The following is a 16,464-nucleotide window of genomic DNA, read 5'->3' on the forward strand; positions in this document are numbered from 1 at the left end:
ACTTCATCGAATCGGCGGCGAGGCGACGGCAGTGGCCGGCGCCGCCCTCCTGGATTGCGTCCTCACGGACCAGAATGGCGGCACCGTTTGCGTTACCACGACCCAAGGGGTGGGTAACGCGTTCGTTCAGGTTGGACCCTGCGGAGGCAACTCGACGGCAACGATCGTGCCCAGTGGGAGCACGCGGCGAGCCGCAAGCGATTGCCTCGACAACCAGTATTGGCTCGTGAAGCCAGTGAATGGGAAGACATGGGGCGATGCAGGCTGCTCCGACCTGGAGGCCTCCGTCTTCGACTGTTAGCACCGACACGCAAGCCAGATCGCTGCCTGCTGGAACCCGCGCCGAACGGCTGGATCGGCCCAGCCGTTCGGCTTCTGCGGCGCACCAACTCGGGCCGTATCGATCCTCCGAGTCTGCGAGCACTCGATACGGTGGCCGTCAACCGGACCCCGCGCGGTCTCCAAGACCGCTCTGCCTTCATCCCTGCCAATCCGTGACAGCTCGATGAACTCTTCCAAGCGCCGGCTTGCCACCAGTCTCCTCGCCGTCTCGGCCCCCTGGTCGGCGCTTTGCATCGCAGCCGGTGAGACCTTGCCGACTTCGCCGACGTGGAGGGCGCCCTACTCCACGGCACAGTCCGCCAACGAACCAGCAGCTTCCGAGCGCGGCGAGCCGCGACTTCCATGGGCCGAAGTCCTCAGGGTGGATCCCGACCCGGAGGTCGTGACGGACGAAGGCGCACGCGCGCGGATGGTGGCGACCGGTTGGCCTTGGAGGGTGCGCCACCGTGAGAGCGGGGCCGAGCTCTTGCTGGTGCCGCCGGGCGAGTTCATGCGCGGGTCGCTCGAGGAGAGCGACGAGTACATGCCGGACGAGTACCCGCCGCAGCACATGATCGTCGATCGGCCCTACTACCTCGCAAGGACGGAGCTGACCCGGGCCCAATGGCTCGCGGTGATGGAGCCCGGCCCGGAGAGTTGGGGTGAGAACGACGGCGACAAGCCAGCCACCGACGTGACGTTCGACCAGATCCAGGAGTTCCTCGGCCAGAGCGGGCTAGGACTGCCCAGGAACTCGGAGTGGGAGTACGCCTGCCGCGCAGGGACGACCGGGCAGCGCTATGGCCCGATCGACGAGATCGCTTGGTACAGCGACAACTCGACGGAGCCCATGCCAGTAGGCCTCCTGAAGCCCAACGCTTGGGGCTTCTACGACACCATCGGAAATGTCTGGGAGTTCACCAGCACCTTCCAACAAGACCTACGCCGCTATTGGACGAAAGAGCCGCAGACGGTCATCGCTGAAGACGAGATTCAGAGCCTGAAGCGCAGCATTCGGGGCGGGGGGGGAGGCTTGCAGCCGATCGACATGCGGGCGCCCTACTGTCTGGGACAGTTCCCCGACCGGGCGAGGAACTCCGTCGGACTTCGTGCAGCCTTCCACCTTCCGAATGCGACCGTTACAGGCGGCGAGTCGGACGGTTGAGGCTCGCCTCCGTGGGCGCCTCACCCTGAGAACTGGCGGCTGCTCGGAAGACGAAGCATGCCCTTGCTCTTGGCTCGTCGGCAAACCGCGACGCGCGCGGACTGGCTCGGGTTGGCCGCTACTCGGCTCGAGCACCATGTTTCCCCACCCGCGGCTGTCGCGTGCCAACGATCAGGTCACGTGCCAACCATCCGAAGGTGAAGGCCTTGCCTCCCGTGTTCGTGCTGCGCGTCTGGATGGCCGCACTCGTAGATGATCTCGAACAGACCTCGTCCCACCGTGTTGCTGGCTCTGATCACCCTGTGCGCCGTCGCGGTGATCTGGGCTCTGCGCTCGCAGTTCGCCGAGTCCCCTGCGGCTTTTCGGACCGCTGATCCGGGCCACGCGGAATTGGCGGACGAGTTGGCTCGCGGGGCTCCGCTACCGGATCCGATCGACGGGGTGGATCGCCGCGAGGCCCGCCAGGCGCCGGCCAAGGCGGAGGCCACGGGTTTGATGGCCGCAGAGGTGCAGCTCCGCTCCTCCCACGACCTCCCCATCGACTTGGCGATGTGGTGGCCGGGAACGACCGACGATCGCGAAGCCGGGCGGTGGATCGCCGGGCCCGGGATCCGCCGGGCGGCGGGCCCGCCGAGCGCGGGCTCGCGGTTCGTCGTCAGCGAGCGCCCCTCCTGCCAGGAGGCTGTGGGTCACTTGCCGGTTCAGGTCGGCGTCGGCGACCGCGACCTCGAGGCCACGGTGGACCAACTCCTCGAGTGCATCTCGGCCGGTGCGCGCTACCGCGTGGTCGGATGCCACCACAACCTCCCGGCGCCCCTTCGAGAGGTGGTCGAGCGCGAGCTCTGCTCGGCCTAGGTCGGCGATCGGCTGCGAATCGCCATCGGCGCCACGGCCCTGACCGCACTCGGTTTCCGGGAGCTGACGCTGGCGCTCGAGAGCCCGGCGGGGCCACCGGTTTCCGTCGCGCTGACCCTGGAGCCCGGCGCTCGGGACGTGCTCGACCTCGGCGCAGGTACCCAGCCCCTCGCCGAGCTCGCGCCGATCGAGGTTCAAGTGCTGGCGCCAGCCTGCGGCGGCCCCTCCGGCGCGGCCACGGACATGGCCCGCGTCGCGAACACCCGCGCCGAGTCGATCGAGGCCGCCGGTGGGAGGGCTGGTGCCCTGGTGGGTTTCGATCAGGTCATGGCCCTGGGCCCGGACGGGGACGGACGCCTGGTCGGGCCGAGCGCGCCGATCGGTTCCGAACTCGTGGTGCGGGTCACCCTCGAAGGGAGCCGCGATGCAGCCGCCTTGCGTGTCCATCACACCGGAGATCCGATCCCGATCCGACCCGCCGGCGGCATCGAGGTCCGTGGAAGCACCCTCTCCCCCTCCCAGTCAGCCCCCCCGGCCCTGTCCGTGCGCTGGCTGCTGTCGCGGGTCGAGGGCGACGTGCCGATCCCTTTGGGTTTCGGCTCGACCGCCGCGCTCGTCGACGACGAGGGAGCCTTCCGATTCGCGGTGGGTCCCACCTGGGCCTCCTTGCAACCGGGCGTCGAGACGACCGGACCTCGTCGATTGATGCTCACGATCTCGACCCCCGGAGCGGCGCCGCAGGTGGTCTCGGTCGATGTCGCTCCTGACGCGTGCCAGGCGTGGCTCGGCGCGGTCGACCTGGGGACTCCGAAGTCGTTCGAGGTTCGCTTGACCACACCCGTGCCCGAGCTGCTGGCCGGTGAGCTCGACACGAGCCAACCCGTTCGTGTCATCGTCAACGGCGGCGAGCCCCTGGTCCTCGATCTGTTCCACGCCCGCGCCATCGCACGGGACGAGGCCCTACTGGTGCTGACGCCATCGGCCGCAGACGGCTCGCCGGTGGTCGACGAATCGGGCTGGTCGCGCACCGTCGACCTGCTGACGGCCCCCGGCCCGGCGCTCCTGGTGGCGGCGTGCCAACCAACGGTGGGCAGCGCACGGGCGAACCTCCTGGTCGCCGACCGTGGCGAGAACGGCCGCTGGACACCGCGCGCCCTGGTCGCGCACGTCGCGGAGTTGAAGGGGCTACCCGGCCAGCCGGAGGCCTACGCCCTCGCCTGGCGCAGCGGCGGCGCCCTGGTTCCGGTGGCTCACGGCTTCATCCTGCCCGAGGCACCGAACCCGACGTCGATCCCCTTCTTCGCTCCAGCGCAGATCGACGGGCTGACCCTCGACTTCCCCTCTCGCACTGCGCTCGGCACCTTCGAATACCCACCTGGCGCGGGGCGGCGCCACGCGCTCGAGCTCCCAGCAGCCCTCGGTCCCTGACCCACCGCAGCCCGGTTGCGCTGGCACGGCGTCGTGCGCCGGCGCCCGAGTCCGTCGATCGGCTCTCCCTGCGGGTGCCCCCCGCGTTCTCCGGCGACGGCGCGCTCGAGATTGGCGTCGAGAAGGGCGACGGACACGGCGGCGACCAAGAGTCGAGACAGAACCAGCTCCTCCACTGGTGCATCCGCGCCCCCGACTGCAGCCTGCGAAATCGATCCACCCTGACTCGACGGCTCTATAGCCGAGCACATGGAGGGGGCAGTAACCTCTCCCCCAAGATCGAACGATGTCTGCCCCTCGCTGGCGTTCTTCCTGGCCTAACGGGTCCGTCGCGTTGAGCCTTCGCGATCTCTCGTCTTTCGAGACCATCTACGATCCCGATGGGTCACCCGATGTATTTGAAGCCCGTCTTCTTGTTCGCAATCGTCACCCCAACCCTCGCCAGCGCCCAGGTGGACAGCCCCGTGCCCTGCCCGAATCAAGGGGAGACAGAAAAGGCCGCTGCGGGGCGCCATCACGACACGATTACATGTGGAAGCCAGGTCGAGTGGAAGTTCTGGGGCAAGGTTGATGCAAGCGGGACCATCATCGCGGTCGAGGCTGGGACCGAGGGCGCTTTCGAAATCAAGGCGACGAGCCCGGCCGATTGCCCCTACCAGGGGTCGTTCTTCAGCGACACTCTATCGAAGTGTGAAGGCAACCCGGTCAATGGCGATTGGTGCAAATCGGACGCCTACACGGTCACAGAACGGCGATTTGAAACCCCAGATTTCAATCCGTGCCCAGCGGTGACGGTGGATCAAGCAGTCGCATTCTTTCTTGACAACCAGGCTTGGCCCACGTGCGCGGATCTCGTCGAAGTAGAGCCCATCACCCACAAGTCGGCCCAACAACACGCCTGCGCCTTCGTCGACCCAGACCAACCCGGCGGTGGCGGGGGCCTATTGCTGGTCGAGGGCGACCCTCGCTCCCACCTCGATTTCCCCCTCGACGTTGAACCAGACCATCCGCTTCGCGTCGCTCTCGCAACCGACGACCCCGACGCTCACCCTGCCGAGCTCTTCGAGATTCGTAGTGGGTTTGCGCCGATCGAAGGGGAGATCGACTTTTCACTTCGAAGCCAAACCAAGACCTTCGACCCTGTCAGTGGAGCTGAGCTGCGCTCTGCCGACCGCATCCTGACCGGGACGATCCGCTCTGGAGAGGAATACCGCTTCCTGTGCTCTGAGGCGGGTCGGGATGCCGATTCGGGAGAGCCGACATCGATCTTGGAAGAGTGGGTTCGAGATCAAGTGGGCCTCTACCAGCGAACCCATGGCGGTTGGCGTGGCCTCGCGACCTCGACCGCCGGCGGCCTCGCCAACAGTGCGGAGCGCCTGCAGTTCCCGGAGATCAAGACCCTGTCAACGTGGATGGAACGCCCATTCAACGTGAGTCTCTCGCGGAGCATGGCGTATGAGATGGTCGAAGAGGTCGGGGCGACGGTCTATCGAGGTGCCATGAAGGCTAGTTGGCCTTTGAATCAGCTCGTTTCGACCATCTCACTCTCCCCCACGACCGGCCGACCAGTGGGCATCGAGTACAGCTTCGGAGATTCGCACCCCCAGGTTCGTCTCGCATTCTCGGCCTATCGCGAGTTGGCACCTGGCATCTGGCGGCCCCTCTCGATCACCGAGGAGCAACTCGACAGCACCAGCGGCCTGGTCGTTGTCACTCGAAGGTCAACGATTACCGTCCACGCCTATCGGGAAGATCACGGCCTTGCCTTCAGCCTGCCGACGCCGAGCAGCAACGAATGGTTCGTCGAGAAGCCCTAGTGTCCTAGATCGGGAACTCGGCGTCACTTCCCGGGCTCCGACCGCCGCTGGCGTCGCCAGCGCCTCCTCCGAGTATCGCAGCAGATACTCGTCGTCGGCGCGCCTTGCCAGCATCGATCGGACCTCCGGGAAGTGACGCCGAGTCCACCGGTGCTCCGATGCAGATCGGCGCAGGTGAGGGTCGAAGGCGTCCGACGCCGAAGTCCGACAGGCCGTTGCCGGCGACCGAGCCGGCAGCTGCGACGGTGGCATGACGAAAAGATGAGCGAGATCGCGTGGCCGAACGGTCCTGGCGGAGCACCACCGGGAGCGGCTTGGGGAGCAGGCGGAGAGCGAGCTGAGCAGGACCGAGTTCGACGAGGAGGTCGGCGTCTCGGCCACGACGCTCGACGGGTGGCGTAGGCGATCGGCGGACTCGGCCGAGGGGCGCGAGGCCGGCGAGTTCGTGGAGGTGCAGATGGCCGACGACGGGGTCGGGACGAGGCAGCGGACTCCAATCGTGCTGACGATCGACGATTCCCGCGATCCCGAACGAGCGCCCCGGGCACGATCCACGAACCTCTCTTGCCGGCCACGCGGAGATCGAGCCCCCTGAGCCGACGTCCGACGTGGGCTCGCGCGGCGATTGCCCCCATCGCGTCTTCCTCCGAGGTTCTGCTGCTAGGGTCGACCCTCGCGGTCCTCGTTCCTTTCACGACGCCACCGAACCGGAGTGCCCCTTGCCTTCCACTCTCGCCCTGCCCGTCGTCCGTCACGCCGCCGCCTGTACCCTCGCGGCGTCGCTGCTCACCTGCCCCACCTTCGCCCAGGTCAACGACTTCGCCGACCTCGACTGGACCTTCTCGGGGCCGAACTCGGCCTCCGGTTCGATCGACGACGAAGTGATGGTGATCGTCGGGCCCGACCACACCTGTGACGGCGAGCTCGTGGCCTGGTACACCTGCGTCGCGCCGGTCAGCGGGACCGTCCGCGCGACGCTCTACTGGACCAACTTCGACAGCTGGGCGCTCAGTGCCCATCCGATCTTCGACTGGCCGCTCTACCAAGTCGACGGGGTCGCCGAGAAGCTCGGCACCACCGGTACGTTCACCGAGTACTGGTTCACCGGCGTGTACGACGTGAACTTCGACGTTCAGCGGGGACAAGTCTTCGGCTTCGGCGTCGAGACCAAGGACTGCGCGGAGGGGCCCGGCTCCGCCACGTTCTTCGACATCGAACTGCAACCCGCGGCGTGGATCGACCTGGGCCAGGGTCTCGATCCGAGCGTGGACCTGGTCGTTCCCGCGCCGGCCAGCCCGACCCAGTTCGAGGCAGGGCTCGTCGCCCTCGGTGACGTGAACGGGGACGGCATCGGCGACTTCGCGACCGCGGCGCCGATCGCCGTCCTGTCGGGAGCCGACGGCGCCTTCCTCTGGTCCGAGAGCACCGCCGGCCCCGACCTGCCCCTGCTTCGCAACGCAGGCGACGTGGATGGCGATGGCGTTGCGGACCTGGCCATGGGCCAGTTCGCCGCACCGATGGTGCGCCTGCTCTCGGGAGCGAGCGGCTCGTCCTTGTGGTCGTGGACCGCGCCGGCCGGCGAGCCCTACGGGGTGTCCCTCGCCTGCTTCGGCGACCTGGACGGCGACGGCGTCCTCGACGTCGCGGTCGGTGCGGACGAGTACACCAGTCTCGCCGTCCAAGTGCTCTCGGGGGCGACCGGGACGGTGCTCGCGCCGATCCTGCCGCCGACCGGCGCGAAGTTCTTCGGCGCCGTGCTGGGAAACGTCGGTGACCTCGACCAGGACGGTCTCAGCGACCTGGGCGTCGTCGCGAGCCCCTTGCCCCTGCAGATCCACTCGGGAGCCACCGGCCAGCTGGACCGTCAGCTGGGGCCCTACTGGAACGACCGGCCCACCAACCTGCAGTCCGCCGGCGACTGGAACGGCGACGGTCAGCCCGACGTCGCACTCGGCTTGGTCCCTATCAGCGAGGCCTTCGAACTGCTGCCCGGGAGGGTCGAGGTCTGGTCGGGCTCGGACGGCGCGGTACTGCTCGAGCGGGAGGGGGACTTTCCCCACTCGCGCTTCGGCAGCGTCCTGACCGGGGACTTCGACCTAGACGGCGACGGTAGCCCGGAGCTGGTGGTGGCCGCCGGCGGGCAGACTGCCCAGTCGCAGGTCGTGCCGGGCCACGTCGTCGTCCTGCGCGCGCCGCAGGGCGACGTGCTTTGCGAGTTCATGGGCGAGGAAGCGCTCGAAGTGCGCGGTATCGCGTGGGACCCCACGCCGGGGCAGGCGCGCCTGGCCGTGGCGGTCGACTCCGTGCTCGCCGGGCGAGAGCTGCGGCTGTTCTCCGACTTCGCGCAGGAGGGCACGCCGCACCTCGAGCTGGCCGGCCCGCCGAGCCCCGGCGGCCCGCTGACCATCTCGATCGAGGCCGGCAACCCGGGCCGTCCGGCCCTGGTGTTCGTCGGACTCTCTTCCATCGACTTGCCCCTGGCCGGCGGCGTCCTGGTGCCCAGCCCGGACTTGATCCAGACCCTGCAGCTCGACGGCGACGGGCGTGCGGACCTGATCACCACCTGGCCCGACGCCGTGCCGGCCGGGACGAAGCTCTGGGCCCAGGCCTGGATCCCCGACGTCGACGGTCCCTTCGGGCAGACGGCGACCAACGCGGTCGTGACGCCGCTGCCCTGAAGGCGGCGCACGCGACAGCATCCAGGCCCTGGATGAACCGCAAGATCGACGACCCCTCGTCGCGCGCGGCGCACTTGTGGGCCTGGATGGGCGGCGCGGTGATCGTCGTGCTGCTCACGGTGCGGGTCTTGGCCGTCGGCGGCGACGGCAGCGCGCTGCCGGCCGACGAGCCGGTCGTCGCGGTGACCGAGGCGGAGCTTGCGCCGATCGCGGCGCCGGTCGTCCGGCCTGCGGACACCGCGACGCCGAGGAGCGTCGTTCTGCCGCGCGGGCTGGTCATCACCGTCGAGGCCGAGGGGCCCTGTGTAGAGCAGTCCTTCGAGGTCTTGGCGCGTGCCGACGGCGCACGCTGGATCCGGGTCGGGACCTGCGGCGCCGGCGGTACGGTCGCGTGGGCGGAGCCGCGCTTCCCCTGCGAACTGGTCGCCCAGTCCGCGTCGTGCTGGGGGAGGACTTGCCTCGCCCAGGCTTCCGCGGTCGGGCTCGCGGCCGAGCCGGTGGTGATCTCGGCCAGCGGAGGTGCCGCCGTCGTCGGCCGGCTCGTCGCACTTGACAGAGCGAGCGACGACTGCCACACCGCTCGCATCTTCTACGTCGCCAGCGTGCTGGACGACCTGCCGGAGTCGAGCGCCGCGCTGGTGTCGATGCCGCGTTCGATGGCGGGCGCGGTCGAGGCGAATGACTCCGGCGAGTTCAGGATTGACGGGCTGGTGCCGACAACGGAGTACCGACTCTGGGGTGTGTCCGAGGCGGGCGTCAGCCTCGGCCAGGGGGTTGATGCCGTAGCCGGCGGGCCACCGGTCACGGTCGAGCTGTACCGCTTGGTCGGCGCGCGCGTCGTGCCCCGCGTGGCCGATCCGTCGCTGCTCGGGCCTTGCTTCCACCCCGGCCGCTGGAGCTACGGCCTGGGCACGAGCGACGGCGGCGGGACCGTGTCCTGGCGACACCCGCCCCTGCGCTGGATCGGCCAGGGCTTCGACTTCGAGGGGGCGGCGAGCCGCTTCGAGCTGCCGATCCTCGTCATGACGACTGCTGACAGTGCAGCGGTGACGACGATCCCCCTCACCGGGGGACCGCCCGGATTCGAGCCGGTCTCCGTCGACGTCGAGCTCACCGACGTGAGGCCGGGGGCGCCGCCTCCCCTGCGCTACGTCGACTTCGATCCCCTCCGGGACGGCGTCGGAACCCTGTCGGTGTCGATCCCCGTCCCGGGGGAGCTGCTCAACGGATCCCAGGACTCGAGCCTGGGGCGCTTGCATCTGATGCCGCTCGACTCGCGGATCCAGGGGTCGATCGTCGAACTGACCGTGGCCGATCTACCCCGCCTCGAGCTTGGCTGCGTTCCGGTGGGGACCTATCGAGTCCTGTTCCAAGCTGCCGGAAGCCGCCTGTCCAGTCGCGGGCGCGAGCTTCCGATCGCCGTCGTCGAACGCGGTCAGCTCGGCGAGGTGCGGATCGACCTCGAGCCCTGGGGCTCCCTCGAGCTGGTCCGCACCGACGCAGCGGGGATCTCGCACACGGGCCAATCGAAGCTGGTGCTCGAACGCTCGCTCGCACTCGATGACGCCGGCGCCGCCGAACGCATCAGGGCCATCTGCGACGGACCGCCGCACGTCTTCCATCTGATCCCCTGTGGCACTTGGCACGTGCTGAGCGCCGATCGACGGGGAAACATCGTCGAGCAGCTCGGCGAGGTCACGATCGTCGAAGGCCAGACGGTCACCCTGCGCGTTCCGTAGCGCGCCGCGATCGCGAGTCGCCCTCGGCCGAGATCACGATCCGCGCGCTGCGTCGGTAGGTGAAGTAAGCGCGAATCCAGTCGATCAGCACGACGACCCGGTTGCGGAAGCTGACCAGGGTCATGAGGTGCACGGTCATCCACAGGAACCAGGCGGGGAAGCCGGTGAACTGGCGGCCGAAGACCGTGCCCACGGCCGCGGAGCGACCGATCGTGGCCAGGGATCCGCGGTCCACGTACTCGAAGGGCGCGCGCGGCTGGCCGGCCAGGTCCCGGGCGATGTTGCGGGCCGCGGTGCGCCCGGCCTGGATCGCGGCGGGGGCGACGCCGGGCACGGGGCCGCCCAGGCCGACGATCGAGGCGGCGTCGCCGCAGACGAAGACCTCGGGGTGGGCGGCCACGGACAGGTCCGGTTGAACCGCCGCGCGCCCCTGGCGGTCGACGGGCGCGCCGAGGGAGGCGACCACCGGGGATGCCGCGACCCCTGCGGCCCACACGACGGTGCGCGCCGGGATGCGCTCGCCGGCAATGTCGACGCCCTCGGCGTCCACGTCGCGCAGGGGACTGGACAGGCGCACCTCGACGCCCAGGCGCTCCAGTTGGCGCTGGCCCGCCGCGGCCAGCTCAGGCGGCAGGGCCAGGAGGATGCGGTCCGCGGCCTCGACCAGCAGGATGCGCGAGTCGTCGGGGCCGAAGTTGCGGAAGTCCTCGGCGACGGTGACGCGCGTCAGCTCGGCCAGTGCTCCGGCCAACTCGACGCCGGTGGGCCCGGCCCCGACCACGACGAAGGTCAGCCAGGCGCGTCGGCGTTCGGGGTTCGGCTCGCGTTCGGCGGCCTCGTGGGCCATCAGCACCCGCCGGCGGATCTCGAGCGCGTCGCGCAGGGTCTTGAGTCCCGGCGCGCGCTCGGCCCACTGGTCGTGTCCGAAGTAGCTGTGGGTGGCGCCGAGGGCGACGATCAGGAAGTCGTAGGCGAGCTCGCCGTCGGCCAGGATCACCGTGCGCCGCTCGGGCTCGACCCGCACCACTTCTGCCATCGACACCCGCGCATTGCGCTGGCGATGCAGCAGCCGGCGGATCGGCGCCGCGATGTCCGGCGCGCTCAAGCCCGCCGTCGCCACCTGGTACAGCAGCGGCTGGAACAGGTGGTGGTTCTGGCGATCGACCAACACCACGTCGACCGCCTCACCGGCGAGCCGCCGCGCCGCCTCGAGCCCCGCGAACCCGCCGCCGAGGATCACTACCACGGGCCGCGCACCGCCGCTCGAAGTCTGCATGGGGGTATCGGGTTCAGAGCGCCGGGCGGCGCCCGGCCGCGCTCACCCCAAGGTCTCTTTGATCTCGCCCAGCAGGTGCCCGAGCTTGTCGCGCTTGGTCTGCAGGTAGCGAGTGTTGAAGGAGTTCGGCTCGGTCTTGAGCGGCACCTGGTCCTCGACCGACAGCCCGTAGCCCTCGAGGCCGGCGATCTTCTTGGGGTTGTTGGTCAGAAGGCGCATGCGGCGCACGCCGAGGTAGGTGAGCATCTGCGCGCCGAGGCCGTACTCGCGCAGGTCGGCGGCGTAGCCCAGGGCCTGGTTGGCCTCGACGGTGTCCATGCCCTCGTCCTGCAGGCGGTAGGCCTTGAGCTTGGCGGCCAGGCCGATGCCGCGGCCTTCCTGGCGCATGTAGACGAGCACACCGTACTTCTGCGCGGCCAGGGTCTGCAGGGCCTGGTCGAGCTGGGTGCCGCAGTCGCAGCGCAGGGAGTGGAACACGTCGCCGGTCAGGCACTCCGAGTGCACGCGCACGGTGACGACCTCGTCCACCGCCTCGCGCGGACCGTCGAGACCGGGACCGGGCATGGCCTCCGTCGTCAGCGCCACGTGCTCGCGGCCGTCGAGCTTGGAGCGGAACAGGTGCGCGCGGAAGTTGCCGAAGCGCGTTGGCAGGGGCGTGTCCATCTCGACCGCCTCGATCAGGCGCTCGGTCTGGCGGCGGTAGGCGATCAGATCCGCGATGGTCACGATCCGCAGGTCGTGCTGCTTGGCGAAGACCTCCAGGTCGGGCATGCGGGCCATGGTCCCGTCGTCCTTCATCACCTCGCAGATCACGCCCGCGGGCCGTCCGCCCGCCAGGCGCGCCAGGTCGACGATGCCCTCGGTCTGACCGCCGCGCACCAGCACCCCGCCGTCCTTGGCCCGCAGGGGGAAGATGTGACCCGGGCGAGCCAGGTCGGTGGCGCTGGCGCCCTCGGCGGCGGCGACCTTGATCGTGTGCGCGCGGTCGGCGGCGCTGATGCCCGTCGTCACGCCCTCGCGCGCCTCGATCGAGACCGTGAAGGCCGTGCCCATGCGGCTTTGGTTCTCATGGGCCTGGGGCGGAAGATCGAGCTGATCGCAGAGCGCCTCGCCCATCGGCATGCAGATCAGCCCGCGCGCCTCCTTGGCCATGAAGTTGATGGCTTCAGGCGTCACGTGCTCGGCGAGCATCGCGACGTCGCCCTCGTTCTCGCGACCCGGGTCGTCGACGAGGATGATCATCTTCCCGGCGCGCAGGTCTTCGAGGGCGGCGGGGATCGTGCTGAGCGGCATGGTGGGTGCCCTTCGGAGCGGATGGGACGTCCTGGCCGGGGCCGGGACGGAATCGGTCGGACCCTCTCGCGCGGTCCTTTGAGCGCGCTGGTCGACCTGACATCTTAGTCCACTCGGCCGACCCTTCCCGGCCCCGACTCCACGACTGACGCCCAGGCCCGCCATGACCCACGCAGCCCACCGCCCCGATCGGGCCCCTCGCAGCCCCTGGTTCGCCGTCGCCCTGGGAGTCCTGGCATCCTGCGCGAGCCCGTCCTCGGTCTCCGATCGCAGAGAGCCCGTCGACACCGGCGGCGCGCGTCTGGTCGGAGCGGAGATCGACCTGCCCACGCGGCCGGACCTGTTGGACGTGGCGCGACTCGAGGCCGGCCGCACTACCGGCGGCGGGCGCCTGCTGCTGCTGCTGCGAAACGGCGACATCGCCGTGCGCGAGCGCGCGGCCACCGCACTGGGACGCCTGCCCTTCCCGCGCTACGGCTCGGAAGTGACCGACGCCCTGTGCACGGCCCTGGCCGACAACGCGCCGGAAGTCCGAACGGCGAGCGCCTTCGCCCTGGGGATCCGCGGGGATGCGTCGGCCATGGGCGTCCTGGCCGCCCACGCCACCGACTCCGAGGCCAACGTGCGCGCCGCCGTGGTCGAGGCCGCCTCGCGCCTGGGGGGCCCCACCGCCGTGGACATCTGCATTCGAGCCATGGCCGACCCCAGCCCCGGCGTGCGCCAGGAGGCCATCGTCGGCACCGGGCGCTGGCCGCGGGAGGACCCGCGCGGCCCCGAGGTGGACCGGCGGCTGATCGACCTGCTTTCGCCGATGCGGACGGAGGCGGCCGGGGCCCCGGCGCCCTCGGAGACCTGGCTGGTGCTCTACGCCCTGCAGCGGCGGCGCTCGCCCCTGGGCGCGGGGGCCTTCCTCGATCACCTCTCGGCGGGCAACTCCGCGGATGCGCGCATCTTCGCGGCGCGCGGCCTGGCGCGCATCGACCCGTCGGGCGCGAACCTCGGTGGTGACCCGCGGCCCGAGCTGACCCGCGCCCTGGAGCGCGCCCTCGACGATCCCGATTGGCGCGTGGTCGTGGAGGCCGTGCAGGGCCTGGGCAGCCACGGCGACCCGGCTTCGATCGGACCGCTGATCACGGCCCTGAGCCACTCGTCGGCACACGTGCGCCGCGGCGCGATTCGGGCCCTGGGCTCGGTCTCCGCGGGGCAAGGCCCGATCACGTCGGCCCTGTCCCGAGCCCAGAGCGACATCTCCCCCAACGTGCGCGCGGAGGCGCTCGAGACCCTGGCGAAGGTGGCGCCGCCGTCGGTGGCCTTCGAGACCCTGCAGGACCTGCGCGCGGACTCCGAGCCGATCATCCGCCGGGGGGTGGCGAGGGCCGCGGCGCAGCTCGCCCCCGAGTTCGCCTTCCGGTTGCTCGAGCCCCTGGCGGCGGACCCGCTGACCTTCGTGTCCGTCGACGCCCTGACCAGCTTGGGCGTCGTCGGCGACGAGCGCAGCCTGCGCCTGTTGCGCGCGACGATCACGCGCGACCCCGACCTGGTGCTGGTGCAGATCGCGGCCGCGGCCATCGGCGACAAGGCCACCGCCGAGGACGTCGCCCTCATGGCCTCGCGCCTCTCGCGGGCCAGCGGTGACGGCGTCGACGAGCTGTGGAACACCGCTTTGGCCATGGCCCAACAGGTGGGTGGCGAGGGCGCGGTGGAGCTCGCGGGCCAGGCCCTGACCCTGGCCAACCCCTACCTGCGGCATGTCGCCTCGGGGGTGCTCGAGGTCCTCGCGGTCGACGTGCGCACGCCCACGGTGCCGGTTGAGGGCCCTCCCATGGACGTGCCCGTGGCCGGGCGCGACTTCCCCCTGTGGCGCACGAACCCCCTGGTCGAGATCCTGACCACGCGCGGCTCGTTGATCTTCGAGCTGTATCCGGAGGAGGCCCCGCTGCACGTCCACAACTTCCTGCGCCTGGCAGAGTCCGGCTTCTACGAGGGGACGACCTTCCACCGCGTGGAGCTCGACTTCGTGATTCAGGGCGGCGACGCGCGGGGCGACGGGTCGGGCGGCGCGAGCTGGCGCGGGGGGCCGCTCCCCCACGAGTTCACCCGTCGCAAGTACCTGCGCGGCTCGCTGGGGATGCCGCGCTGGGACGACCCAGACAGCGGCGGATCCCAGATCTTCGTGACCCACCGGCCGACGCCCCATCTGGACGGCCGCTACACCCTCTTCGGGCAGCTCCGCCAGGGCTGGGAGACCCTCGACCGGATCGAGGTCGGCGACCGTATCCGCAGTGTTCGAGTTCTTCCTTGAACGGGGCCTGGAGAGCCTGTGGAGAACCCGTCTAGAAGCCGCCGAGGAGTCGCGCAGAGCTCGCGGGCACTCGGCCGCAAGCTAAGCCCATGAAAGGGCTTATAGCTCTCCACAAGAGCTGGCGAGGGCGCGCGGGGCGAATCGGCTGGTCGTGGAGCGAGGGTCGTCTCCAGTCCGCCTTCGGCCCCGTCCGATGGACGGAAGATGCCGGGCGCCCCCTGCCCCGCTGACCCCTGGCGATCCCGTCGGGGGCGGCCCATCGCCCGGCTCGGAGCCCCATGCGCGCACTCGAGCTCTCCCTCCTCCTCACCACCCTCACCGCCGGCGGCATCGTCGGCGGCTCGGCCCTCGAGGATCTCCGCCACAAGGTCCAGGAATCCGAGCAGGAGTCCCTCGAACTGCGCGCCGCGAACACCGAGCTAGCCCGGCGCCTGGGTCGCCTGGAGCCCCTCGGCCAGTTGGACGGCCGGGTCGCCGAGGTCGAAGCGCTGCTGGCCGAACGGGACCCCCAGGTCGACGGGCGAATCCGTCTGACCGAAGCCAGCGTGGCCGAGCTGCGCGACGAGTTGGAGGCCCGCGAGGTGCAGCTCGAGGAGGTCGTCCAGCAGCAGCACGCCGCCATGGACGCGATGGTCTCGACCCGCGTCGACGCCGTCGACCGGGTCTTGGCCGAGCGCCTGTCCGCCGAGCTCGCCCTGCTCGAACGCAGCCTCGAGTCGCGCCTCGACGACATGAGCGGTCAGGTGTCCGACGCCCTCGGTGTGGCCGAGCAGGGACTGAGCGCGATCGGCGAGCTGCGCGACGCGCTGCCGGGCGAGCAGGACCTCGGGCGGCTGTGGCGCGAGTTGGTGGCGCCGGTGGTCCAGATCCACGGCCCCTACAGCGTCGGCAGCGGCGTGCTGCTCGAGTCCCGGGAGACCGAGGACGGGGCGGTGACGCACCTCTTGACCGCCTGGCACGTGGTGCGCGACGTGCAGGACGACCCCGCCGATCCGATCACGCCGGTCCCGGTCCGCATCTACCTCGAGGGCGACGCCCTGCGCGAGGAGACCGCCACCGTCCTGGCCCACGACGCGGTGCGCGACATCTGCCTGCTGCGCCTCGACTCGAATCGCGCCGTGCCCTACGGCGCGCGACTGGCCTCGCTCCAGAGCGCGAAGGACATCGCGACCTTCGAGCCCGTCTACGCGGTCGGCTGCCCCCTGGGCACCGAGCCCCTGCCCACCGCGGGCGAGGTGGCCACGCCGACCCACGTGGTCGACGGTGTGCGCTACATGATGATCAACGCGCCGACCTACATCGGCAACTCGGGCGGCGGCATCTTCGACGGCAACAGCCACGAGCTCGTGGGCGTGTTCGCGAAGATCTACAACCACGGCACCCTGCGCCCGACGATCGTGCCGCACATGGGGCTGGTCGTGCCGCTGGAGGAGATCTACACCTGGCTCGACGACGAGGGCTACGACTTGATCGAGGAGTCGGGGTCCCGGCACCTGGTGCGCGTCGACCCGCCCCTGTGGCCGCGCACGACCAGCGACGACGTCGGCTCGGGCCTGTTCACCGCCGCGACCGTGCGCGACTGAACGCGGG

General features: G+C 70.3%; 10 protein-coding genes. 8 read left to right on the forward strand and 2 right to left on the reverse strand.

Annotated features, from left to right (window positions below):
- Window positions 1–703: 703 nt before the first annotated feature.
- The 6 genes from Pla133_RS24620 to Pla133_RS24645 all read left to right on the forward strand — a co-directional run bounded on the left by Pla133_RS24620 (window position 704) and on the right by Pla133_RS24645 (window position 10,003).
- Window positions 704–1,486, forward strand: a complete 783-nt coding sequence (locus Pla133_RS24620; protein ID WP_419191938.1) for a formylglycine-generating enzyme family protein — start codon at window positions 704–706, stop codon at window positions 1,484–1,486.
- Window positions 1,487–1,765: 279 nt separating this feature from the next.
- Window positions 1,766–2,341: a hypothetical protein gene (locus tag Pla133_RS24625; protein ID WP_145070329.1), complete on the forward strand. Its 576-nt coding sequence runs from the start codon at window positions 1,766–1,768 to the stop codon at window positions 2,339–2,341.
- 138 nt (window positions 2,342–2,479) lie between these two features.
- Window positions 2,480–3,769, forward strand: a complete 1,290-nt coding sequence (locus Pla133_RS24630) for a hypothetical protein (protein ID WP_145070331.1) — start codon at window positions 2,480–2,482, stop codon at window positions 3,767–3,769.
- Window positions 3,770–4,161: 392 nt separating this feature from the next.
- Window positions 4,162–5,586, forward strand: coding sequence for a hypothetical protein (locus Pla133_RS24635; RefSeq protein WP_145070333.1), 1,425 nt, complete (start codon window positions 4,162–4,164; stop codon window positions 5,584–5,586).
- Window positions 5,587–6,305: 719 nt separating this feature from the next.
- Entirely contained in the window at window positions 6,306–8,264 is a 1,959-nt protein-coding gene (locus Pla133_RS24640) for a VCBS repeat-containing protein (protein ID WP_145070335.1), read from the forward strand.
- A 32-nt stretch (window positions 8,265–8,296) separates the two neighbouring features.
- Window positions 8,297–10,003, forward strand: coding sequence for a hypothetical protein (locus Pla133_RS24645; protein WP_145070337.1), 1,707 nt, complete (start codon window positions 8,297–8,299; stop codon window positions 10,001–10,003).
- Here Pla133_RS24645 and Pla133_RS24650 read toward each other — a convergent pair.
- Window positions 9,984–11,279: an NAD(P)/FAD-dependent oxidoreductase gene (locus Pla133_RS24650; RefSeq protein WP_145070339.1), complete on the reverse strand. Its 1,296-nt coding sequence runs from the start codon at window positions 11,277–11,279 to the stop codon at window positions 9,984–9,986. The two genes, Pla133_RS24645 and Pla133_RS24650, sit on opposite strands and share 20 nt — an antisense overlap.
- A 42-nt stretch (window positions 11,280–11,321) precedes the next feature.
- Complete coding sequence (locus tag Pla133_RS24655) at window positions 11,322–12,572, reverse strand: bifunctional 3,4-dihydroxy-2-butanone-4-phosphate synthase/GTP cyclohydrolase II (protein ID WP_145070341.1); 1,251 nt, start codon at window positions 12,570–12,572, stop codon at window positions 11,322–11,324.
- Between the two features lie 163 nt (window positions 12,573–12,735).
- Between Pla133_RS24655 and Pla133_RS24660 the strand changes: the two genes are divergently transcribed.
- Window positions 12,736–14,874: a HEAT repeat domain-containing protein gene (locus Pla133_RS24660; protein WP_145070343.1), complete on the forward strand. Its 2,139-nt coding sequence runs from the start codon at window positions 12,736–12,738 to the stop codon at window positions 14,872–14,874.
- 278 nt (window positions 14,875–15,152) lie between these two features.
- Complete coding sequence (locus tag Pla133_RS24665; protein WP_145070345.1) at window positions 15,153–16,457, forward strand: S1 family peptidase; 1,305 nt, start codon at window positions 15,153–15,155, stop codon at window positions 16,455–16,457.
- The last annotated feature ends 7 nt before the right edge of the window (window positions 16,458–16,464 follow it).

Origin of the sequence: Engelhardtia mirabilis (assembly GCF_007748095.1) — a bacterium.
Lineage (GTDB): Bacteria > Planctomycetota > UBA1135 > UBA1135.